General features: G+C 61.9%; 20 protein-coding genes and 1 pseudogene. 8 read left to right on the forward strand and 13 right to left on the reverse strand.

Features of this window, described 5'->3' with window-relative positions; translation table 11 throughout:
* Positions 1 to 37 precede the first annotated feature (37 nt).
* The 5 genes from PZN02_RS14275 to PZN02_RS14295 all read right to left on the reverse strand — a co-directional run bounded on the left by PZN02_RS14275 (position 38) and on the right by PZN02_RS14295 (position 4,289).
* Positions 38 to 568, reverse strand: a complete 531-nt coding sequence (locus tag PZN02_RS14275) for a YcnI family copper-binding membrane protein (RefSeq protein WP_280658621.1) — start codon at positions 566 to 568, stop codon at positions 38 to 40.
* 242 nt (positions 569 to 810) lie between these two features.
* Positions 811 to 1,212: a hypothetical protein gene (locus PZN02_RS14280; protein ID WP_280658622.1), complete on the reverse strand. Its 402-nt coding sequence runs from the start codon at positions 1,210 to 1,212 to the stop codon at positions 811 to 813.
* Between the two features lie 230 nt (positions 1,213 to 1,442).
* On the reverse strand, positions 1,443 to 2,906 hold the full coding sequence (locus PZN02_RS14285; protein ID WP_280658623.1) for a metal-dependent hydrolase family protein: 1,464 nt from the start codon (positions 2,904 to 2,906) through the stop codon (positions 1,443 to 1,445).
* A gap of 152 nt (positions 2,907 to 3,058) precedes the next feature.
* Positions 3,059 to 3,256 (reverse strand): hypothetical protein, encoded by a 198-nt coding sequence (locus PZN02_RS14290; protein ID WP_280658624.1) that lies wholly within the window; start codon positions 3,254 to 3,256, stop codon positions 3,059 to 3,061.
* Between the two features lie 145 nt (positions 3,257 to 3,401).
* Positions 3,402 to 4,289: a LysR family transcriptional regulator gene (locus tag PZN02_RS14295; RefSeq protein ID WP_280658625.1), complete on the reverse strand. Its 888-nt coding sequence runs from the start codon at positions 4,287 to 4,289 to the stop codon at positions 3,402 to 3,404.
* 98 nt (positions 4,290 to 4,387) lie between these two features.
* On the opposite strand from PZN02_RS14295, the gene PZN02_RS14300 reads away from it, so the two are divergent.
* Positions 4,388 to 5,275: an NmrA/HSCARG family protein gene (locus tag PZN02_RS14300; protein WP_280658626.1), complete on the forward strand. Its 888-nt coding sequence runs from the start codon at positions 4,388 to 4,390 to the stop codon at positions 5,273 to 5,275.
* Between the two features lie 634 nt (positions 5,276 to 5,909).
* On the opposite strand, the gene PZN02_RS14305 is transcribed toward PZN02_RS14300, so the two are convergent.
* The 3 genes from PZN02_RS14305 to PZN02_RS14315 form a co-directional block, all read right to left on the reverse strand.
* Complete coding sequence (locus PZN02_RS14305) at positions 5,910 to 6,446, reverse strand: AAA family ATPase (RefSeq protein ID WP_280658627.1); 537 nt, start codon at positions 6,444 to 6,446, stop codon at positions 5,910 to 5,912.
* Between the two features lie 318 nt (positions 6,447 to 6,764).
* A complete protein-coding gene (locus PZN02_RS14310; protein WP_425336246.1) occupies positions 6,765 to 7,796 on the reverse strand; it encodes a methyltransferase in 1,032 nt (343 codons plus the stop codon).
* Between the two features lie 925 nt (positions 7,797 to 8,721).
* Positions 8,722 to 9,897 carry an adenylate/guanylate cyclase domain-containing protein gene (locus PZN02_RS14315; protein ID WP_280658628.1) on the reverse strand — a complete coding sequence of 392 codons (1,176 nt, stop codon included), beginning with the start codon at positions 9,895 to 9,897 and terminating at the stop codon, positions 8,722 to 8,724.
* A 686-nt stretch (positions 9,898 to 10,583) separates the two neighbouring features.
* On the opposite strand from PZN02_RS14315, the gene PZN02_RS14320 reads away from it, so the two are divergent.
* Together PZN02_RS14320 and PZN02_RS14325 are read left to right on the forward strand one after the other, a co-directional pair.
* Complete coding sequence (locus PZN02_RS14320; protein WP_280658629.1) at positions 10,584 to 11,603, forward strand: L,D-transpeptidase family protein; 1,020 nt, start codon at positions 10,584 to 10,586, stop codon at positions 11,601 to 11,603.
* 47 nt (positions 11,604 to 11,650) lie between these two features.
* On the forward strand, positions 11,651 to 11,866 hold the full coding sequence (locus PZN02_RS14325; protein WP_280658630.1) for a hypothetical protein: 216 nt from the start codon (positions 11,651 to 11,653) through the stop codon (positions 11,864 to 11,866).
* Between the two features lie 98 nt (positions 11,867 to 11,964).
* On the opposite strand, the pseudogene PZN02_RS14330 reads toward PZN02_RS14325, so the two are convergent.
* Positions 11,965 to 12,457, reverse strand: a pseudogene (locus PZN02_RS14330) (nucleoside deaminase).
* 791 nt (positions 12,458 to 13,248) lie between these two features.
* Between PZN02_RS14330 and PZN02_RS14335 the strand changes: the two are divergent.
* The gene (locus PZN02_RS14335) at positions 13,249 to 14,445 is read left to right on the forward strand and encodes an Ig-like domain-containing protein (RefSeq protein ID WP_280658631.1); all 1,197 of its coding nucleotides are present in this window, start codon (positions 13,249 to 13,251) and stop codon (positions 14,443 to 14,445) included.
* A gap of 45 nt (positions 14,446 to 14,490) precedes the next feature.
* Here the strand turns inward: PZN02_RS14335 and PZN02_RS14340 are convergent, their stop codons facing one another.
* Complete coding sequence (locus PZN02_RS14340; protein ID WP_280658635.1) at positions 14,491 to 15,453, reverse strand: C45 family autoproteolytic acyltransferase/hydrolase; 963 nt, start codon at positions 15,451 to 15,453, stop codon at positions 14,491 to 14,493.
* A 492-nt stretch (positions 15,454 to 15,945) separates the two neighbouring features.
* On the opposite strand from PZN02_RS14340, the gene PZN02_RS14345 reads away from it, so the two are divergent.
* Positions 15,946 to 16,626 (forward strand): cupin domain-containing protein, encoded by a 681-nt coding sequence (locus tag PZN02_RS14345; protein WP_280658636.1) that lies wholly within the window; start codon positions 15,946 to 15,948, stop codon positions 16,624 to 16,626.
* A gap of 67 nt (positions 16,627 to 16,693) precedes the next feature.
* Here PZN02_RS14345 and PZN02_RS14350 read toward each other — a convergent pair whose 3' ends face one another.
* On the reverse strand, positions 16,694 to 17,005 hold the full coding sequence (locus tag PZN02_RS14350; protein WP_280658637.1) for a T6SS immunity protein Tdi1 domain-containing protein: 312 nt from the start codon (positions 17,003 to 17,005) through the stop codon (positions 16,694 to 16,696).
* A 343-nt stretch (positions 17,006 to 17,348) separates the two neighbouring features.
* On the opposite strand from PZN02_RS14350, the gene PZN02_RS14355 reads away from it, so the two are divergent.
* Together PZN02_RS14355 and PZN02_RS14360 are read left to right on the forward strand one after the other, a co-directional pair.
* Positions 17,349 to 17,666, forward strand: a complete 318-nt coding sequence (locus tag PZN02_RS14355; protein WP_280658638.1) for a cupredoxin domain-containing protein — start codon at positions 17,349 to 17,351, stop codon at positions 17,664 to 17,666.
* A gap of 11 nt (positions 17,667 to 17,677) precedes the next feature.
* Positions 17,678 to 18,211: a cytochrome P460 family protein gene (locus tag PZN02_RS14360; protein WP_280658639.1), complete on the forward strand. Its 534-nt coding sequence runs from the start codon at positions 17,678 to 17,680 to the stop codon at positions 18,209 to 18,211.
* Between the two features lie 43 nt (positions 18,212 to 18,254).
* Here the strand turns inward: PZN02_RS14360 and PZN02_RS14365 are convergent, their stop codons facing one another.
* Together PZN02_RS14365 and PZN02_RS14370 are read right to left on the reverse strand one after the other, a co-directional pair.
* On the reverse strand, positions 18,255 to 18,992 hold the full coding sequence (locus PZN02_RS14365; RefSeq protein WP_280658640.1) for a TetR/AcrR family transcriptional regulator: 738 nt from the start codon (positions 18,990 to 18,992) through the stop codon (positions 18,255 to 18,257).
* Positions 18,993 to 19,493: 501 nt separating this feature from the next.
* A complete protein-coding gene (locus tag PZN02_RS14370; protein WP_280658641.1) occupies positions 19,494 to 20,753 on the reverse strand; it encodes an abortive infection family protein in 1,260 nt (419 codons plus the stop codon).
* A gap of 161 nt (positions 20,754 to 20,914) precedes the next feature.
* Between PZN02_RS14370 and PZN02_RS14375 the strand changes: the two genes are divergently transcribed.
* Positions 20,915 to 21,151, forward strand: a complete 237-nt coding sequence (locus PZN02_RS14375) for a hypothetical protein (RefSeq protein WP_280658642.1) — start codon at positions 20,915 to 20,917, stop codon at positions 21,149 to 21,151.
* The last annotated feature ends 5 nt before the right edge of the window (positions 21,152 to 21,156 follow it).

The raw sequence follows: 21,156 nt of genomic DNA on the forward strand, positions 1-21,156 counted from the left end.
GCTGATTGCTCAATATTGGGGCCTCAATATTCAGGTCTCAATGTCCAGAGACTTTTTCGAGCAGTTTCAGGCCCGGTGCCGGCATTTCGAGATCGTCGGACGACTGGCCGGGAGCCGGGATCTCGATCCAGCGCTCGGTGAGGCCACCGGGGCACTCCTGCACGACCGGGAAATGCAGCGTCTCGCCGGCCTTGAGGTCGGGCGTCAGGAAAACGCGCAGCGCGAATTCGTCATACTCGTCGTCGGCGAGGCTTCCGCCGCTCCAGATCAGCTCCTTCACACCCTCGCTGGTCGGCGTGCCGTAGTAGTCATAGGACTTGGCGTAAGCGCCCTTGACCTTCTCGATGGTCCAGCCGGCCTTCGGCTGAGGCTTGACCGCAATGACGCCTTCCGGGATCTGAACGCGCACGGCCGTCGTCGGCTTGCCCTCGCAACCGTGCGGCACCTGCAGGATCGCCTTGTAGGTCGAGCCGACGGGCGCCTCTTTGACCTGCAGGGTGACATGCGCCAGCGCGGCGCCGGTTCCGAGCGCCAGAATGGCTGCGGTGGCAATGAACGTCTTGAACATATTTCTTCTCCATGTCGCCGGCTGTTCAGCCCGGCGGTGATTAATACGGCACTACAGCGCCGCGCGTTCAATCGGAGGCGCTAAGCTCGCTGTAGCACTTTGAAATCCTGCATGATTTTTCCCTAAATCGATTCCGACTTAAGGAATCATGCAGTGGGCCTGACGAGATGCCGAGTGTCTTCCGCCTGCGAATACCAGGCGCCGTTCTTCGGCTTCACATTGGATTGGATGCGCTGGTGCGACTAAGCGTTCGCAAAATCAGCGCGACGCAGATGTCTCACGACTTCACGCGGAGGCGCCCTTGGGCTTCCCTGAAACTCTTCCAGCCATTGCGGAAGGTCCGGACCGTCCCTCGCCACAGGGAGATTGACGAGCGCCGCAGACGGCGCGTCGAAAGCGTAAAGCTGCCTTCCCGAAATCGCCGGCTGCGTGAACATCCCGCAAGCAAGGGTGCAGCAGTCCGGCATTCCCGAGTGATCGGTCGATGGCGCGGGCTCGTGATGCCCGTAGTCCGCGTCCGAGATACAAAGCGGGTTTCCGAAGCTATCCAGCCCGACCGGCTTGGCGGCGGCCGCAAGTCCGCTCGCAGCCTGCAGGACGAGCATGCAGGCGGCGATAAACGCCACCCAAATGTTCTTTCTCATCCTCAGGTGTTCCAGCATGATTGCTCCGATCGATCACCCGTCTATCACCGGAGACCTCAATTGAATATGCTCTCGATCAAACAGATCGAGGGAAATTGCCTATCTGCCAGGGCAAGTTGATGGAAATCGGAGGAGCGCGTCGGCACTCCCAAATGGCTGCAACGCCTGACTTTTCGGCACGCGATTACAACGCGTCCACCGCAAATGGGGCCGACGGAAAACGACATCGATCAAAGCGCATTCTTGTAGATCCGTCCGTCCTTCATGATGACCTTCAAATTGCTTTGGTCGGCGATCAGCGAGATGTCTGCCAGCGGGTCGCCACCGACAACCAAGAGATCGGCGAGCGCGTCCGCTTCGATGACGCCGAGCTTGCCGACATAGGGGCTGCGCGGCCCGGAGAGGGCCAGCAGCTCCGCATTATCCGCTGTCGCCATCTTCAGCACTTCCGCCGGCGTATGCCACCGGGTGAGCTTGGCGAGCTGCGCTCCCTGGCGGGCCGCGATCCTTTCCGAAAACAACGTGTCGGTGCCGAAGGCGGTCCTGACCCCGTGGTTCTTCGCCAGCGCAAAGGCGGTGTCCGTGCCGCTGATGATCTGCAACTGGGAGATGCGTTGCTCCGTTCCCTCCGGAAACGGTGCGGCGTCCTCGTCATCCAGAAACGGCTGAAGGCTCCACCAGATGCTTTTTTCCGCCATCAGCCTGGCGGCGCCTTCGTCGGCGAGATGCCCGTGCTCGATGCATTTGACGCCCGCCGCGATTGCTAGCCCGATCGCCTTTGGCGTGTAGGCGTGCACCGTCACGTAAGTGTTCCAGCCCTCCGCCGCCTCGACCGCGGCGCGGAGCTCGGCTCCGGTATATTGCGTGGAGTCGAGCGGATCATGGTCGGAGGTGACGCCCCCGCCGGCCATCACCTTGATGTGGCTGGCGCCGAGGAAGAGTTGCTCGCGCGTTCGCCGGAGCACCTCGTCGACGCCATCGGCGATGGCAGCCGCTCCGCTGCGCTCGGAAAAATGCCGCCGGTCGCGATCTTCGCGGGGCAAATCGTGAAGGGTGCGAAAGTCTCCGTGGCCGGACGTCTGCGAGATCATCGCGCCCGCCGGCCAGATGCGAGGACCGATGATCGTGCCATCGTCGATCGCCCGCTTCAGCGCAAAGACAGGCCCGCCGACATCCCGTGCGGTCGTGAACCCCTGCATTAGGAAGTCGCCGGCAGCTTTGGCCGAGCGCAACGCCAGATAATTGGGATCGGCGGTCAGTGCCACGATCAGGGGAACGGTCGAGAAGGCCAGATGGGTGTGGGCGTCGATCAGCCCCGGCATCAGCACGCCACCGGCGCCGTCGATCGTCAGCGCTTCCTCGGGTGCGGTCGCGCCGCCATCCTCTACCGATTTGATCCGGTTGCCCTCGACGAGCACGCTTGCACCCTCGCGAAGGGTCGGAGAGATGCCATCGAAGAGGCGGATGTTGGTGAAGAGGATCGGTCGCGCTGGCGCCGGGGGAGGCGGCTGCAGCTGCGCCGACGCGGTAGTTCCCAGGCCGACACCGGTCGCCATCGCTGCCATTCCGGTCATGAACGTGCGTCGGGAAAAGCCAAGTTTGACGCGCTCGGCGATGTATCGGATTTCCGGCCTGTAGCAGAGGCATCCAATGTGGCCGGGCGTATCCGTCGTTGCCGCCGCGCATTCGAACATGACATCCTCCCCCTACTGCATGTTTCCTTCGGTTGCGGTACGGCAAGGCTTCCCCTGCCAGCCTCATACCTGAGCTTGAAACAGGGATGAGGGCGAAGAAGTAGGCTTACTGTCGTATCCTGTGGCGTCTGAAAAGACGCGGCGCCGCAGGTTTATTTGTGTTGATTGCGACGGAGGACCTTGCCCGTCAGCAGCATGATGCCTATCGCGATGAAAACGATGCCTGCGACCATATATCCGGCCGACCCATAGCGGTAACCTGACGCCGCCAGGAGGAAGCCGATCACGACAAAGACCAGTCCGCCGACCTTGCCGATAAACAGGTTGGACTTCTCATCCTCCAAGGCCATGACGAACCTCCCGGTCGCGTGGAGCTACCAGCGTCAACATACAACGTCCGCGCGCTGCGGTCGAGCAAAAGCGGACACGCATACCTTGTGCCGGCGATCCTTTCGAACGACCGGCGCGCCCGCGAAAGCGCGGCCGCATCTCTTCTTAACTCAATGCGGCCAGGGCCTCTGCTGCAAGCTCGATGAATGCCTTGACCAGCGGCGAAAGGTGTCGGCTGCTCGGGTACAGGACATAGAGGCCGCCAGCGGGCGTCGCATAATCGGGCAGGACGCGACGCAGCCGCCCGTCGACGATGAGCGCCTCGGCCATCCTTTGGGGCACCTGGGCGATGCCGTAGCCTGCGATCGCGGCGGCAACCACCGCCTGCATTTCATTGGCGGCGAAGCGTCCGGCCACGGTGACCGTTTCCTGGCCGTGCGGCCCGTCCAGCACCCATTGAGCGCTGGCAGCCGACGGGCCCGCGATGACGCACTGGTGGCGGGTGAGGTCCGCCGGTCCGTCCGGAACCCCTGAGTGCGCGACATAGTCCGGGCTGGCGCACAGGAGTCTGTGCGTAGGCCCCAGCTTGCGAGCGATCAGCGTGGAGTCCGCGAGGATGCCGGTGCGGAAAGCGAGATCGATTCCGTTCTCGACAAGGTTGAGATTGTCGTCGGTCAGGCGCAGTTCGACCTTGGTTTTCGGATACATTGCCAGAAAGTCGACCACAGCGCGGGTGAGGAATTGGCCGAAGCCGACGGGAGCGGAAATGCGAATTGTACCTGACGGCTCCGCCCTCGCTTCCGCGAGGCGCAGATTTGCTTCCTCTATCGTTCGCAGCGCCTGGCTGCTCTGCTCGTAGTAGAGACGCCCGGCATCGGTCATGTTCAGGCTGCGCGTCGTGCGCTGGAGCAAACGGACCCCGACCTCACGCTCGAGCGCGGCAATGCGGCGGCTGACGGTCGTCTTGGGCATATCCAGCAGGCGCGCCGCAGCGGTGAAACTGCCGGCTTCGACGACGCGAGCAAACACCGCGATATCGTTGAGATCGACCATTGTATCCGCCAGTGGGACAAAGTTTCCCGATTATAGGCCATTATGAACCAATGTGGCAGCCCCTAACTTTGCTCTGTTGCAAACAAAGGAGCAGACACATGACCACCAAGCGAAACGTTCTGGTTACCGGCGCCACCGGCCAGCAGGGAGGCGCGGTCGCCCGCGCACTGCTCGCCAGAGGACATGGCGTCAAGGCGTTGACCCGCAAGCCGGACAGCGATGCCGCGCGGCAACTGGCGTCGGCGGGTGCGGATGTCGTGGCCGGCGATCTTGGCGATGCGGCGTCCATCGTGAAGGCCGCAGGCGGCGTCGACACCATGTTCCTGATGGGCAACAGCTATGAGACCGGGACGGAGGAGGAGACCCGCCAGGGGATCATTGCCGCCGATGCGGCGAAAGCCGCCGGCGTCGGGCACCTGATCTATTCATCCGTAGCCGATGCCGACAAGAAGACGGGCATTCCCCACTTCGAAAGCAAGTACCTCGTCGAGAAGCACGTCGCCGGGCTCGGCATCCCTTACACGATCAGCGCGCCGGTCGCCTTCATGGAGAATATCGTCGCGCCATGGTCGGTCGGTGCGCTACGCCAGGGAACGCACGCCTTTGCGATGCCTGCCGGACGTGTCCTGCAGCTGATTGCCCTGGCCGACATCGGGGCTTTCGTTGCCGCCCTGGCAGAGCGGCGCGAGAAGGTGTTCGGCAGGCGTTTCGATATCGCCGGGGACGAGCTGTCCGGCGAAGAGCAGGCGAAAATCCTCTCGCAAGCCATCGGTCGCCCGATCACCTACCAGGAAATCCCGATCGCAGCCGCTCGCCAGCAAAGCGAGGATGTGGCGCTCATGTTCGAATGGTTCGATCGCGTGGGCTACGACGCCGACATCGCCGCTCTGCGCCGGGATTTTCCGGAGGTCCGCTGGCACAGTTTTGCCGACTGGGCGCATGAGTTCGACTGGAGCGTTCTCGAGCGGGCGTCTGCTGCCAGTTGAGTTCCCTGCGGCGACTTTCGCCGCTCAAGAACTCCCGTCATCCCTGTGCTTGTCACAGGGATCCAGGCCACGGCGCGTCGGCGCCGTGGATGACACGACCTTCAGGAAGACGCAGACGCGGGGCGCGCCGGAGTCTCTTGCGCCCAAAGACTTGGGCGCGCTGGATTCCTGTGACGAGCACAGGAATGAGGGGCGGCTGTTACTCCGTGCCTGTCAGTGCCGGATCGCACCAAGTGATTCACTCAGTGGTCAGCCAAGAAGTCCCGGATGCTTCAAGATGCGCAGCTTCCTCGACTTCGCGGCCCGCGCCTGTGCGAGCGCGGCTGGAGGAGGTCGCGCTGTCGTGAGAGCGGGGGCGGTCGCAACGTTTCTAAGAAGGACCAGGCCGCCCCGGGGGCATGCGCTTTGGGTGTTGAGCACGACCGCAAGCGATACAGCAGCCGCCACGACCCCAACGCCTGACGCGGTGAGCCCCTCTCGACCCTCATTCCTGTGCTTGTCACAGGAATCCAGCAGCGCCGCGTCCGCGGCGCGGAAGACTCCGCCGGAGGGTGGGCGTGATTAGCTTCGGGGCGTTCGCCGGACGGCCGCCCGGTTGGCAGCAAACTCCAACTTTCCAGCGGCAATCGAAGCCTCAAACTTTTTGAATCCACTCTGCAATTTTGGTCGCAGCATCTGTCGGGGACAAGGTCGTCACGTCAAGCTTCAGTAAGTTCATCTCGTCGATACCTGCGAGGACTTTGCCGAGTGCGTGGTTTCTCCTTGCCATATCGGCATCGCGTGGCTTCCTCTTCGCGGATCGCTCGGCTGCCTCGATGCGGCGGATATTCTCTTCAAGATCGCAGTGCATATGCACAACGAACAACGGACCCCGCTCGCGACCAAGGCGCACAATGCGTTGCCACTCCGCGTTGCCCCAATCGCTGCTTCCGGCAAGAACCGTCGTCAGTACGACCGGAATTTCGACCGGGAGTTTCAGAATCAGGTCATGCGCGATTGCTTCGATCTTCTCGACTGTTTCGATGAACTCCGGCGATTTGAACTCCGTCAACGCGAAAGCGACGTTGTAGACACTGTGAATGTCCAGCAGGCGACCCGAAATCTTTGATATGAGTTCTTGACCGATCGTGAGCTTCCCCACTCCCGGATAGCCGTTCAAGACAATGATCATGGATTGCTCGTTCTAACGCGGCTCAACGCAAATTTCTCTCGTATAGAGCTGATCTAATCCGAAACAGCAAATCATTGAGTCAGGCTGCCAAGTCTGGCGACGCGGCTAAGGCATGCTCTTGGCGCCAGGGCGAGGTTCTAACCATGGCTAATTTTCGCTACTTTGAGATGCGCTGCTTCAGTGGCAAACTCAAATTAGACGGGAAATTTCCTCCCGCATTTCGCCCCGTCTGGCCCCCCTCCCAATGGGCGAAACACCTCTCGGCCCCGGGTTCCCCTACCGGGGCCTTTTCGTTAGTACACACCCACTGCTTGCCTTTCACTCGAAGAAGATCAGGCTCGCGGGCGAGGGCGGCAGGGGTTTTGCGGTAGCGGTGCTGAAGCCGGCGCGGCGGGCCATTTCGGCGAACTCCTGCTCGGTATAGGCTTCGCCTCTTGGCGTGGTGGCGAGCATTTCAAAGGAGAACGCGGCCGGGAAGGGTGGCGAGACGCGGTCCTCGTTCGGCACGAAATCCACCGCCACCACCCGGCCTCCGGGGGCGAGCGTCTCTCTGCATTTTTTCAGAAGCCCGGCGCAGGTGTCGATGTCGAAGTGATGTAGGAAATTCGGCAGCAGGATGAGGTCGTAGCCGCTGCCCCAGTCGACATCGAAGGCGCTGCCGGGAATGGTCCGGTAGCGCTCTGCGACGCCGAATTCGCCAGCGTTGTGCCGGGCAAGCTCCAGTACGGCGCTCCAGTCGACCGCGACGATCTCGGCCTCGGGAAGGGTTTTGGCGATCTCGATGCCGAAGCGCCCGTGTCCGGCGGCGATGTCGAGCACCTTCTGCGGCTTCTTCGGCCATGCGGCCACCTCTTCGGCGAGCGCCATGGCGCTGCGGGCGACGAGCGGACCCATGGCGCGGGCGAACTTCACCCAGACCGGATTGTCGGACGAGAGATTGGCGAGGCCCAACGATCCGCCGTTGCGCACGCAGGCGGCCGGATCGTCGAGGAACTGCGAAAGCATCTCGGGTGCCGCGATGAATTCGATGGCCCCGCCGATATAGGCCGGCGAGTGGCGGACGAGGAACGTGCGGCTCGACGGCGTCGCCCGGTAGGTGTCGCCCTCCTTGATGAGGAAGCCGTTGACGACGAGATAGTCGGCGAGGATGCGCACGCCGCGCTCGGAAGCCTTCGCCGCCGCCGCGAGCGTCGCCGCCGTGCTGCCTTCGCCGATCAGCGTGAAGAGATCGAGCTCGATCGCCGCTCTCAGCGCAGCCGTCTTGCGGCACGCAAACATCGTATCGATCGCGAGATCGGGCGAGACCTCGTCCATGTCCGTGCCCATGACTGTTTCGTCCGGTGATGCCATTTTGTCCTCCCGCTCGGAAAATCTTTCCGCCTTGCCTCTCCCCGGAGGTCAAGGATCGGCCGTCAAATGTCGAATTGCGTTATGGTGTCCGGAACGCCTGAAGCGCTCCACAACGGCCCGCCTCGCTCAAGGCATTCCACCGTTTCATCGAAATTCTGAAATGCTCTGACGCTTAGGGGCGCTTTAATTCCTGACGGAAACCGTCGCGCGTTTCCTGTCGCTTTCTCAGGCAAACCACAGGTCGTAAATGCGCGTCGCTACAATACACCAGCCGCGGCGCCTGCGTCGAAGGAAAAAAGGGGGCGCTCGCCGCGACCAGAGCGTCGACCCGGCTGCACCCCCTCTGCCCTGCCGGGCATCTCCCCCACAAGGGGGAGATCGGCCGGAGGCAAAGCGTTGCCCCGACCGCAGACGCGCGGGGGCAGGGGTGGAACTCAACGGCAAACGTATACTGGTTGAGCGGGACAGCGAGGCTTGCTGATCTCCCCCCTTGTGGGGGAGATGCCCGGCAGGGCAGAGGGGGGTATCGACGCCGGTGTGCCCGATTTTCGCCCTGCAACCTCATCGGCTCGCGCTCTACTTCGTGTTTCCCTAAATCCTGCCCGTCTTAAGGATAAAAGCATGCGGCGAATTCGAAACGCTACAGCGCCATTTGCGCGTCTGGATAGGACGCGCGGCGCTGAAACCCACGTCATTCACGGCGCCGACGCGCCGTGGCTGGATCCCTGTGACGAGCACAGGAATGAGGGAGTTTTGGGCCGTGGCGGAGCGAGAAATCTTCGACGAATGTGCGGTGACCAGGCGTCGATCGGCCGACAAGTCCCCGTCATTCCTGTGCTCGTCACAGGAATCCAGCAGCGCCGCGTCGGCGGCGCAGGAGACTCCGCCGGACAGATCGCGCGAACGGCGAGGGGCCTGCGTTCGCTTAGCCCCGTCGCAGGACCCGTCGGAGCGCGGCGGCAATCGAGAGGCCGAGGAGCGGCCAGACGGCCCAAAAGGTTCCCTCAAAGGTAAGGAGGTTGACGGTGACGACGGTGAGGGCGGCGATGACGAGCAGGCCGAAGATGCGGTCGATGTCCTTTCTCCGGCGCAGCCAGAGGAGGGCGGAGACGATCGAAAGGCCGAGCAGCGGCCAGACGGACCAGAGCTCGCCCTCCCAGTTGAGGAGGTTTATGGCGACGAGGGCGGCGGCGAGAACGGCGATGACGGCGAACTTGCGTTTGCCGGGCGCTGTGGGAGAGGCGGTCGCGGAAGGTGCTTGCGGCCGCGTGGCTTCGGCACCGGATTGTCGGCCCCAGGTGCCGGCGGAGTCTGCCGGTGCCGTGCCGTTGGGGGCGGTGCTTGTACCGGTGGTCGCCTCTGGTCGCGCAGTCCCGGGAGCGGATTGTCGGCCCCAGACGCCGGCGGACTCCGCTGTCGCCGAGCCTTGCGGTGTGCCAATTGCCTCGGCGGGTGCCTGCGGCGGTGCTGCATCGGACGCGGGTTGCCCGGTCCGGGTGCCGGCGGGCGCCGACGCGCCGTTTCCGCGCGCGCTGCCTTGGGTTGCGCCGCCCTGCCGGAGGGCCTGTTCATGCGCGCCGGCGCCGATCCTGACCGCATAGCTCGCGACACCGCCCTCGATGTTCTTCACCTCGAGCTGGCCGAGGAAATCGAAGCTGACGGCGACCTTGTTGCGCACCTGGTCGTAGACGGTATTGGAGATGACGATGCCGCCGGCGGGTGCTGTCGCCTGCAGGCGGGCGGCGATGTTGACGCCGTCGCCATAGAGGTCGTCGCCCTCGGCGATCACGTCGCCGAGATTGATGCCGATGCGAAAGCGCATCTGCGTCTCGCTCGGCCGCTTGGCATTCAGCACCGCGAGCTCGTTCTGGACGTCGACTGCGGCACGCACCGCCTCGACCACGCTCGGGAATTCGGCGAGCAGCCCGTCGCCCCAGGTGTTGACGACCCGGCCGTGATGCACCTCGATCAGTCGCGCCATGGCATCGCGGTAGCGCTTCAAGGTCGCCAACGTGCCTTCCTCATCCGCCCCCATCAGGCGCGAATAGTCCTGGACGTCGGCGGAGAAGATCGTCGTCAGCTTGCGGCGGGTTTCGGACATGACCGTTCGTCCTTGCTTCGGGTCCGCCTACAGCGCCACGTGTCTTTTGAGGAAACATGCGGCAGGCGCCAGGCGAGGGGCGCGTGTTTCGGGCAGCAGGCGTGCCACTTTGGATTGCACGAGTCCAGAGCCTTTCATAGCCAAGGGAACATTTTGCCGAGCAGGTTTTCCTCAGGGCCGACGCGATCGCCTCAGATACGGGAACGCTGCCCGGCACGTCCATTTAGAGCGTGATCCGATCAGGTCGCAATGGCGAAAATCGGGGACACGCGTGTCGATACCCCCCTCTGCCCTGCCGGGCATCTCCCCCACAGGGGGGGAGATCGGAAAGTGGCGATGTCCCGGTCAACTAATAACCCTGCGCGCTGCTTTGATTAGACGACTTCGGCATTTGCGTGTGCTGTCGGGCAGGGGCCGCGCTCCTGGCCAATCTCCCCCCTTGTGGGGGAGATGCCCGGCAGGGCAGAGGGGGGTGCAGCCGGCGCGGGCGGAGATGCGACGAGGCGCGACCCCCTCCGGCGCTCGGATATTGCGTCTTGCATGCGGTCTGACGGCAAGATCCTGTGGCAAGCGGGAGAACTGGCATGGGGTTCGGCCGCTTGGGGGCGCGGTCAGCCGCCCGACGTTCCCGCTTCCAGGACCGCAGAACCAGCGGGCGGAACAAGTTCGGCCGCTGCGGATTTCTGATGTTGATGAAGAGCGTGGCTTTTCTTGCAGCATCGCTGACGTTGGGCCTCTGCGGCACCGCCAGCGCCGAGGCGCTTCGGCCGGAAGCGATCAACAATGCGTCGCTCACCTCTATCCCGCCGGAGCGGCCGTCCGAGGACGCGCCCCGGCCGGATCCCGCCATCGTCCACCTCCAGGTTCTTCTGGACCGCGCGGGTTCGTCTCCCGGGGTGATCGACGGCTACTATGGCGAGAACGTCACCAAGGCGATCGCCGGGTTCGAGGCGATGCAAAGTCTTCCCGTAGATGGAAAGCCGGATCCCGAGGTCATCAGGCGGCTTGCCGGCGACAAGCCCGTCATCGTACCCCCCGTCATCGCACCCCCCGTCATTGAACCCTATGTCGTCACCGAAGAGGATACAAAGGATCTCGTCGAGCGCATTCCGGCGGACTACGCCGAACAGGCCGAGATGAAGCACCTCGGATATACGAGCGTCGCGGAGAGGCTGTCGGAGCGGTTCCACATGGACATCGACCTTTTGAAGGCGCTCAATCCAGGCTCGGCATTGGCCGTCGGGGACAGGGTGTCGGTTGCAATGCCCGGCGCCGCGAAGGAGGGCAAGGGCAAGGTCAAACGGATCGAGGCGCGCAGGCGGGCGGGCCAGGTCGCGGCGTTTGCGGAAGACGGCTCGCTGATTGCCGTTTATCCCGCCACGATCGGCAGCGAAGAGACGCCTTCGCCCTCCGGCACGCACAAGGTGAAAGGGGTCGCTCGAAAGCCCGTCTACGTCTACAACCCCAGGATCAACTTCAAGCAAGGCGACAACGACGAGCGTCTGGAGCTGCCGAGCGGCCCCAACAATCCAGTGGGAAGCGTCTGGATCGACCTGACCAAGCCAACCTACGGGATCCACGGCACGCCGGAACCCTCGCTCGTCGACAAGGTGGGGTCACACGGATGCGTTCGCCTGGCAAACTGGGACGCCGAGGAACTGGCGGCGATGGTCAAGCCGGGGGTCATCGTCGAGTTCACCGACTGAACCATGACCGGTGAGATTTCCATTCCAGCACAGACGAGGTCAGGGCCATGCACAAGTTCACAGTCACCGTCACGAAAGAGTTCGACGCCGACACCGCCGAGGAGGCCGCCTTGCTCATGTATCAGGAACTGACCAAGGGGCCGGCGCCGCTCGATTATTCGGTGACGGACGAGGCAAGGATCGCAACCGGTCTGACGCTGGACCGGGAAAAGGCGGACGAGTTCGCCAGTGTCGACCACACGGCAGATCCCGGCAATTGGTAGCCCCTGGTGGCCGCGACCACGCCTCTGCTGTGTGATTCCTCCCGATTTGCCGCCCCGGCCGCACCCGGGCAGAAGGGGTATCGACGCCTATGTCTCGATTAACGGCCTGTCCAATATTCTTCGTGGAGTTTCGCCGCCTCGTCCGCAAGCAGGGGGCCGATGACTTCCGTTGGGCGCTGACCGGCGGCGAACACGATGTGGCAGGGGAGATCGAGCGTCGGATTTTCCTGGCTATCGCCTATCTGTTGTTTCATCTCTCTCGGACAGGCCGAACACGACGCGCCCTATGCCTGCCCAATAGATCGCGCCCGAGCACATGGCGCATGGCTCCGCGGATGTGTACATCGTGCATTCGGCAAGAAAATCCAAATCATAGGCTTTGCCGGCGCGGGTGGCGAGAAGCCGCTCCGCGTGGGCCGTGCGGTCGCTACCTTCTGAACTGTAGCCATTGCACTGTTCCAGTAAGACATTGCCATCACGGTCGGCGAGAATTGAACCAAATGGGTGATCCCCGCCTTCGCGCGAACGCCGCGCCACATCGAAGGCCTGCCGCAACAGTGACTCATCATGGGACCGTTTGGTGCTTGCCATTTTGTGAGCTCCTGAGAATTATCGCAGTTCATTCACCATCAATGTTTCCCGGTAACGGAGCGGGCAATTTGTGTTCTCCGGCGAAGTAGAAACTCGCCAGCTTTCCAGCATTGACTATCTGACATCCCCCGATGGACAGGTACAAGGATCAATATTGATCTGTTTTGACTTTGTCAGCAAGGCTTGCACGAAATCGCAAAGACCCGATCTGCTTCGGCCTTCAACAGGATCAAGCAATGTCGGGCGTCGCGACACGCGCTAGAGTACGCGGCGACAATTTCCCGGACGCGGGGCCGACGATAAGTGGAAAGCGCCTCGACATGGATTGCCTTGCGAATGCTGAATGGGAGACCGCTTGAACCTACTCCTTTCGGATTAAAGTACTACTCAGAAATATTCGTTCCCTGAACTATGGAATATGGTAAGAACCAGAAGGCGATAGGGGATTCTACTTCAATGGCCGAGTGCCAGCGCGGGACGCGGCTGAGGGGAATCAAACAAATTTTGAGAATGTTGCCGGACCAGCCATTTGACGCGCGCTGGTCGGGGAGGGTGAGGGCGTGTGTAGAGTATTTTCGCCCGATGAGGGAGCGCCGGCTTTGGCTAGCGGCGGCAGCCGAGGCTGGCCGGTTTCCCACCTCTTCGACAACGCGATTTCGTCGCGACGAATTTCCCTAATCTTGGAGAACGCAGGGGGCCTCGAGAGGACGGGAAAGCTAACTGAATTTTTCGGAACACTGAAAAAGCGTGCATCGATCGATGCGCCAGCAATGGGGTAGGGGGCAAGTAGAATGAGTTTCTTCACAACAAGCTTCATGACGGACGGATCGTATGATTCCGGCCTCAGCCAATCCGCGCAGGGGCAGCTCTCGTCGAGCTACACCGACGCGCTCGCAGAAGCGCTGCAAGATGTAACCGTCGCTGATTACATCGGCTTCCTGGCCAACCAGGCCGGCCTTTCGGTCGATGACGCGCTCGCCGTAAAGGCTGCGGTCATCGCCGGAGATTTCACCCTTTCGGACCTTTTCGCAGCCGCCCAGAGCAAGATCGGCCCTGTCGACGGCGCCAGCATCACGGACCCGACACCGACGATGCTGGTCAACGGCGTTGAAATCGACCTGACCGCCATCCTCACCGGGATCGACACCGAAACCTGGTCGACGCTGCAGGCGAGCGGCAGGAAGCTCGAGACGATCTATCATACCCGGGAGTTCTACACGGATACGCAGGAACCGGCCGACTACGATGCCGGTTGGTCCAGTGACAACCAGCCTCCGAGTGCCGAGCCGATCCTGAAGGAACTGACCGAGGACGTTGCGGCGTCTCCGATCGACCTCCTCGCAACCGCTTCGGATCCGGATGGCGACCCGCTTTCCGTCGTCGCCGGCAGCCTGAGCTTTTCCGTTGACGGCGACGCCGGGTCCTCAACACCTCCCGGCTACATCACTGTCGTCGACAACATCGTAACGGTCGACACCTCGCACCCGGATCTGCAGCCCGGAGGCGCAATCGATCTGAAGCTCGGCGAGACGCTCACCGTCGTCGTCAATTACACCATCGAGGATGGTCAGGGCGGCTCGACCACCAATGCGCTGACCCTCGAAATAGCCGGCTCCGCGGACATCTACACCGGTACCGAGTCGTTCAGCTTCCAGAAAATCGGTGGCGATACAACGGAACGGTCGTTTTCGGGCTCTTTCACGGTCGATGTGGACGGTTTCGACGGCATCGTCACGGTGAGCGGAGATGCCGATCTGAATGCCAAAAACGAGAGCCTCGGGGGAGCGATCGACAGTGGTTCGTTCAGCATTGTCGGCACCGACTCGAACAGCACCTCGACGGAAACGCTGAACCCCTATTCGAAGACAGTGGTCCTCAGCGACGCCGATTTCACCGACGGAACGATCGCGTTCAACGGTTCGTTCAGCCAGCAGGTCGCGAACGGCTCCACGGTCGCCGTCCAACTCGAATACAACTACTGGGCCTGAAGCCTGGTCGCCGCAACCGCATGGCCCGGCGAACCGACCGGGCCATCACCCATAGTGATGCGTGTACTCCTCGGCCTGAAAATCCGCGAAGCCCTGGGACCAGCGTTTTCCCGGCCAGACATAGTCCACCCGGCCTTCCTCGGGCCGGTAGACGGCGGTGTAGAGGGTGGGAAAACGCGGATTTCGCGCATGGACCGGCGGCTGGAGGAAGTGGTCGGTCAGGCCTTCGAGCGACATCGAAGGTTCGTCCAGCGCCTCCAGGAGTGCGCGCTGCCGCGCGAGCGAATTTGGCGGGGCCCGTTCGCTGCGCTGATGGTTCGCGCATGCTTTCAGGCGGGTTATGACCGGCCGCTGGCCGGGACCGAGGAGGAGGGTAGCGTAGGTGCCCGATCGGTCGAGCAGCGTCACGTTCTGCGACAGCGCCACCGGGATACGGCAAAGCGCCTCCACCGCCTCACTGACGCGACGGCAGGTTTCGAGCACGTAGCGGATCATCAGAATGATCGAGAAACCGCGGCCCTGAATGCGGCCGCCGCCGAGGGTGACGCTCGCGACCAGCCCTTCCTCGTTCATCCCGTCGACGCAGCCTCCCCACGGGCGCTGCGCCTTCGCGATCACCTTGAGGCCCGACCAGGCGGTGAGCTCGAAGCGATCCGAGACGATATCGGGCGGATAGTCGAAGTTGCGGACGAGCGCCGGGCCCTCTTTTCCGAGCCAGACCGCCTGGCTGCAGCCATAGCCCTCCGGCGCGGGGCGGTAGTGGCTGAGCATCCGGTGGGCGAGCTCGTCATCGCCGACGAGGGCGCAGACATGGTCATAATGCGGGATAAGCTCGGGCATGTGCTGCTGAAGTGCCGCGCGACATTCGCTCACGGTGGGGGCGGCGGGGCGCGACGTCACGGCCTGGCCGAAATACCAGCTCTCCACGCCGGCCCGGCCGGCCGTGAAACGGGAAAGCCAGTCTTCCCCGGGCCGATCCTCCCGCGCTGAGACGAAGGTCTTGTGCATGGCGAAGTATAGGGAGGGAATTGCCCTGTTGGCAACGCGAGGGGTGGGGGGCTGCGAGCGCGGGGCAAGCAGACGCCCGGCCGCCAAGCGCGCCTTTAGGAAGAGAGCGCCGCCACCGCAGCCAGGAGGATGCGACCAAGACGCTCAACGCGATGGGTGGGGCAAAGGCATCATCACTACCATCGGCAATGCGGAAGCGGTATCGTTGCTGATGGCGGGATTTGTGCCGCGCGGCCGGCTGGTGCTGCTTGGTGCGGGCAGGGATCATTGCCCATGTCGGCCGGTCATCTCGTCGTCGGCGAGCGCAGCGTGCTCGGATCGATCACGGACGCGCCTTACGAGAACGAGAGGACCCTCGGACCTCAGCGCCCTGACCGGCGTCCGCGCCCCAAATCGAGACGATGCAGCTGCAGAGGGCACCTGAAGCCTACCAGAAGATGAAGTCCGGTGACGTCAAGTTCCGGATGGTCCTAACCATGAAGGAGACCCGCCATGCGCATTAACGACGATCTGTCGAAACCGGTCATCGTCCATGGCGCGAAGCTGGACTGGGTGCCAAGTCCCGCGGCCGGCGTGGACAGGCGCATGCTTTTCCGCGTCGGCGACGAGGTCGCCCGCGCCACCTCGATCGTGCGCTATGCCCCCGGCAGCGCTTTTCCTCGCCATATACACAGCGGCGGCGAAGAGATCCTCGTGCTGGAAGGTGTTTTCCAGGATGAGCATGGAGACTATCCGGCAGGCAGCTACTTCCGCAATCCGCCCGGCTCCTCGCATATCCCCGCCGCGAAAGAAGGCTGCACCATCTTCGTGCGGCTCTGGCAATACCGTGAGGGGGATCAGACCCAGATCGTTTGCCGGCCGGGCGAGGGCCAGCGTGCAACGCCCCGCCCGGGCGCCAGCGCCGCGACCATCCTGTTCGACGATGGCCGCGAGGAAGTCCGGCTCGAAGACTGGCAGGCCGACGAAACCGTCTCGGTCGCAAACACGCGCGGGTTGGAGTTCCTCGTCCTCTCGGGCGGGCTGATCATCGGTGGCGAAACACTGGAGCCACAGAGTTGGGGCCGTTTGCCCGCCGGCACCGACCTGATCGCGATCATCGGCCCGGAAGGTGCACGGATCTGGCTGAAGGACGCGCCTCTGATGCACCCGGACGTGCTCCAGCTACCCGAATAATTCGCCCGGTAAGAACATATCGGCTCATGCCGGAGCTGGAACCAGCTTGTTGCAGATCAGCCAAGCCTCAGTCGACAAATTTAATTGCGACCGGGGACCCGTCCGGCAAGTCCTTGGTTTGCGAGTATATTGTGGCGGTAAAGCTGAGCCATTCCTTCCAGGCGCATATCCAGATGTTGTCGACCTTGTACTCGCCCCCAAATAAAGGAAGCGTCGTAAAGGCGTAGCACTGAGTGGGACCAAGGACTATTCCTGCGGAGCGGCATCGATCCACCAATGGGCGCAACAGCCAACCCTCCGCATCGTCAACGCAACGTTGGTGGAACTCTTTCTCAGAACCCGCGATCTCCGCGATCGAAGCAGCGGAGACTTCCAGCATATGGATTGCTCCAGCGGCATCCGCCAAGAACACGTCTCGGAAAAGGTTAGCCCCCAAGACACGGCACGGGACGGGCAGAAGGTCCGCCCACGCGTCAAGTTGCATGGCGGTTATCTCATCCGCAAGGAAGTCTGAGTAGTTCTGTCGCATTCGCCAAAGATGGAGGGCCGGCAGTTTTGCTGCAAGCTCAGACCTCCCCTCGATACACAATTTATGAGTTTACATCGTAATCCGGGCAAACCCGAAAAACCTTATCCTCAAAGCCAAGTTGTCAGTTGACAACTTGGCTTATCTGGACAAGGCTATCTGACCTGCAACACGCATGAACCTGTGGGAGGGAAACATGCGCGCAGCAATTCTTCTGGGCATGGCTGGCACTGTTTTGGCGTCCGCGAGTCACGCCGGCGAACACCGTATCGGCATGGCGGGCATGGCTTACGCGCCCGCGATGATCGAGGCGAAGGTGGGCGACACGCTCGTCTTCGTGAATGACGATACCGAAGCGCACAATGTGCTGACAGCAACCGTCGGCTTTTCGACCGACCTCGGCAAGCAGGATCCGGGAAGCGAGACAAGCCTGACACTCCGCAAATCAGGGGCGTTCGATCTCGAATGCGTCATCCACGAGGAAATGCACGCCCGCGTTGTCGTAAGGCCGTAGGGGGAGGAAGCATGAACAAGATCGTCGTCATCAGCCTCGCCTCCGTCTTCGCGGCGGGCGTGGCGGGTTATACCCTTGCGGGGCCGGACAGGGTCGCCTTCCCGAGTGGCTATGCCGAACGCTTCGTGCTTTACAACACCGTTGACCGTCCGGATCGCAAGACCATCCGCTTCATGTATGTAAGCCCTGAGACCCATACCAAGGCGAAGGCCGGTGAGCCGGCTCCTGACGGAACCATTCTCATCATGGAGGATCATCGGGCGAAGCTCGACGCCTCGGGCAGCGCCGAACTAGGGCCGGACGGTCGGCTCGTGCCAACCGACCAGATAACCAACATCTTTGTCATGGAGAAGCGCGCGGGCTGGGGCGATGCCTATCCGCCAGAGGTGCGCAACGGCGACTGGGACTATGCGCACTACCTGCCCGATGGCGCGCCCAAGGCGGACGCGAAATTCGACGGATGTTTCTCCTGCCATCGGAACCGGACCGGCCGCGATTTCAACTTCACTTACACGAAGTATCTGATGGATCGCGAGGGCAAGTAGCTACCCGGCGAACGGCTTCGATCGAGCGAGCCCCTACGCCGGTTCACCGCCGCGGGGCAAGCTGCGGCACGATCTCTTCCGGAGGACTGGCGTGAAGCTGCCGCATCTCGGCAATCGCACCAGGCAGCCAAAGGCGCACCTGGCGCATGGCATGTTCCGTGAGATCCTCCGGCAACTGCATCCGATAAACGTGCTTGCGGATCGCAAGAAACATGAGGGAGCCGTGCAGCGTCATGGCGATTTCGCGCTCTTCGTGCTGCATCGCGCGGGTCGGAAGGTCGGCCAGCCCGGCCTCGCGTCTTAGCGCGGCAATGACCGGCTCCAGGATAGACGCGGTCAGCGCGGCGCCGCGCCGACCGGGCTGGCCATAGCCGTCAAGACCGGCTCGAACGAACAGGCGCATCGACTGGCCGGTAATGGCGTCGAGATAACGGGCATAAAGGCGACCGAGCCGTTCGGCGAGCGGCGCATCGTCCAAGGCAAGCGCGGCATGCCAGTCTTCCTTGCCCCACTGCCTGGCACGCTCCTCGAACAGAGCGGCGACAATCTCGTCCTTGCTGCGAAAATGCTTGTAGAGTGCAGCCTGCGTAACACCGAGGCGCGAGGCCAACCTGCGGGTCGAAGCTGCGAAACCTTCTTCCGCGAACAGTTCCGCCGCCGCTGCAAGGATGGCAACCCGACGTTCGTCGGACGGCAATCGCCGACGCTTCGGCTGCTCTCCCGCGGCGGCTGCACGATCCGGCTCTATCCCAACGCTCTTCCGACGTGGCTTGGCGCTCAATTCCGGCTCCCATGGATGCCTACTGCACGTTGCCTTTAATCGTAGCCGATTAAAGGACAAAAACATGCAGCAATTCAAAGTGCTACAGCGTCCTTTGCGCGTCTGATTAGACGCGCGGCGCTGTAGCCGGCAAGAGGTCCTGCTTAAAGAACCTGCCGCCCATCGACTGTCGCCGCTGCATTACGGCCGATGTGAGAATACTGCACCTGTCGTCCAAGCCAAACTCGGTTGACCGCACTGCCACCACGGATCTTCGAAAGTATTGACCGCCGTTCGAACCGACGAGGGCGATCTCAAACTCTGCAGCGCGACCTGCAACCTGCATGGACGGCGAAGCAAAACTGAGCCCGATTCATTTCGGGCAGCCGGACAATGATCTAACTCTTTGAAGTTAGGAAATTCCGACCGGTTGCACACTTTTCGCGGCATTGCTCTTGGCGCAGGATGAAGGCCACTTATGACGCCCAGCGGTCGTTCGTATTGCGCGAAAATCGAGCGACGTTAGTTCTCATCATGATTGGAAGCGTATCGCTGATGATAGGTCTCGGTGACGAAATCAATGAACGCAACTGCGGCGCCTACAGCCAGGCGTGCATGTCGAGGTTCCAATCCGCGATGTTTGCCGTCTCGGCCGTGCCCGGATCCATATAGTCCGCGCAGTTCGGCCAAGTGTTGAGTCATCGCTGAGAGATTCTGCAGAATGAGCCGTATTGTGTTGGCTCCTTTCGCTTCGTCAGAGATGCCCTCGGGCACAAGTTTCAATTCCTTCGCCAGAGCCTTCGTCAGTTTCGGCAGATCGTCATTACGAGAGATACTGACGCTCCGCTTGGATAGGATGCTCTTACAGCAACTCTCCACAAGCTCCTTTGCAGTTCCAATTGCCAATGCTGGATCGCGGTCGACTGCGTTCTCGAGTCTTGCAATTTCCTTCTGCATCCACCCAGCATCAAGTGCATCAGCCACCGTCCTGGCGCGTGATACTGAGCGGCCGTCGGAATTGCGGATGCGCTGACCGACAAACCGTGGCCGACCGGCAATTCTCTCTTCCTCGACAAGGTGCCAGCCTTCCAGCCGCAGTTGGTCGTTGAATTGCTGCACCAATTTCAGCGCTTCGTTTCGGTCAGGACGAACTACGGGATGAACTATTTCGCATAGAAAACGAAGGAACAAATCCGAGGGACCCTGCAACAGATTGAAGCGCGCGTCGCCGTATATCCAGTCATCGCTCCAATCCTGCGGATTGTTTACCCGGTGCTGCCAGATGTCTCCGGCTGCGTCGCGGAAACGGCTGTCATAGGAAGGTAGGGACTTCAGATCGTACAGCCGCTCCAGGAATTCGACTTCCTCAAGTCTGCCGCTCCAAACGACATTATCAATCCTCAATCCGTCAAAGACATTCTGGCGCGTAACGCGGGATATATCGCCTTCAGTCTGTCTCCATTCGGGGCGTGGCTTAACCTCGGGGACAATCTTTATACCGAACCAGTCGTCCGTGTACTGTTCCAGTATTAACTTGAGCCGATTGCTAATCTGCTCTTCCAACGCCTCACGATTGGCGCCGAGCCCAGCATAAGTTGCTGGTTCCATCCGCAAGTAGATGGTCCAGATTGTTGTTCCGCCATTCCAATTATCATATCCGGTTTCTTCGACCTTTGGCGTGGATTTCCGCAATGCGTCGGCGGCCTCAATCATCCCCTCTGCGGTAAGAAGTTCGGCTGCCGTGGCCAGATATGCTTCGTATTTTTCGGATATGTAGCCCACGACTCACAGTAGCTGATTCTTCGACTTGCTCAGCCTAGCAGGTGCGGAGGTCGAAAGCATCACGACGCTTGCGGCTCGCACCGTACCGCGCGGTGCACTCGGCGTCGTCTTTCCTGGACTTTTCGGTTAGCGTTCTGCGACAACAGGGAGGAGGTGGAACGGTGTTTTCATACGCTGCTCGCCTTGTGGCAATCGTGGCGCTTGTGGCCGGTGTCTGGGAGATCGCGCTGGGGCTGGTCGTCTCGACGGGTTATCTGGATCCGGATGCCTTATCGCCGTTCACAACGGCTTCGTCGTTGGGCCAGGCGATCGATGAAGGGCTTTACTGGATCGTGTTCGGCGTCGCGCTCGGAACGCTCGCGGAGATAGGATTGGCCGTCCGCAAGCGGCGCGAATGAATGCC

The organism is Sinorhizobium garamanticum (assembly GCF_029892065.1).
Classification (GTDB): domain Bacteria; phylum Pseudomonadota; class Alphaproteobacteria; order Rhizobiales; family Rhizobiaceae; genus Sinorhizobium; species Sinorhizobium garamanticum.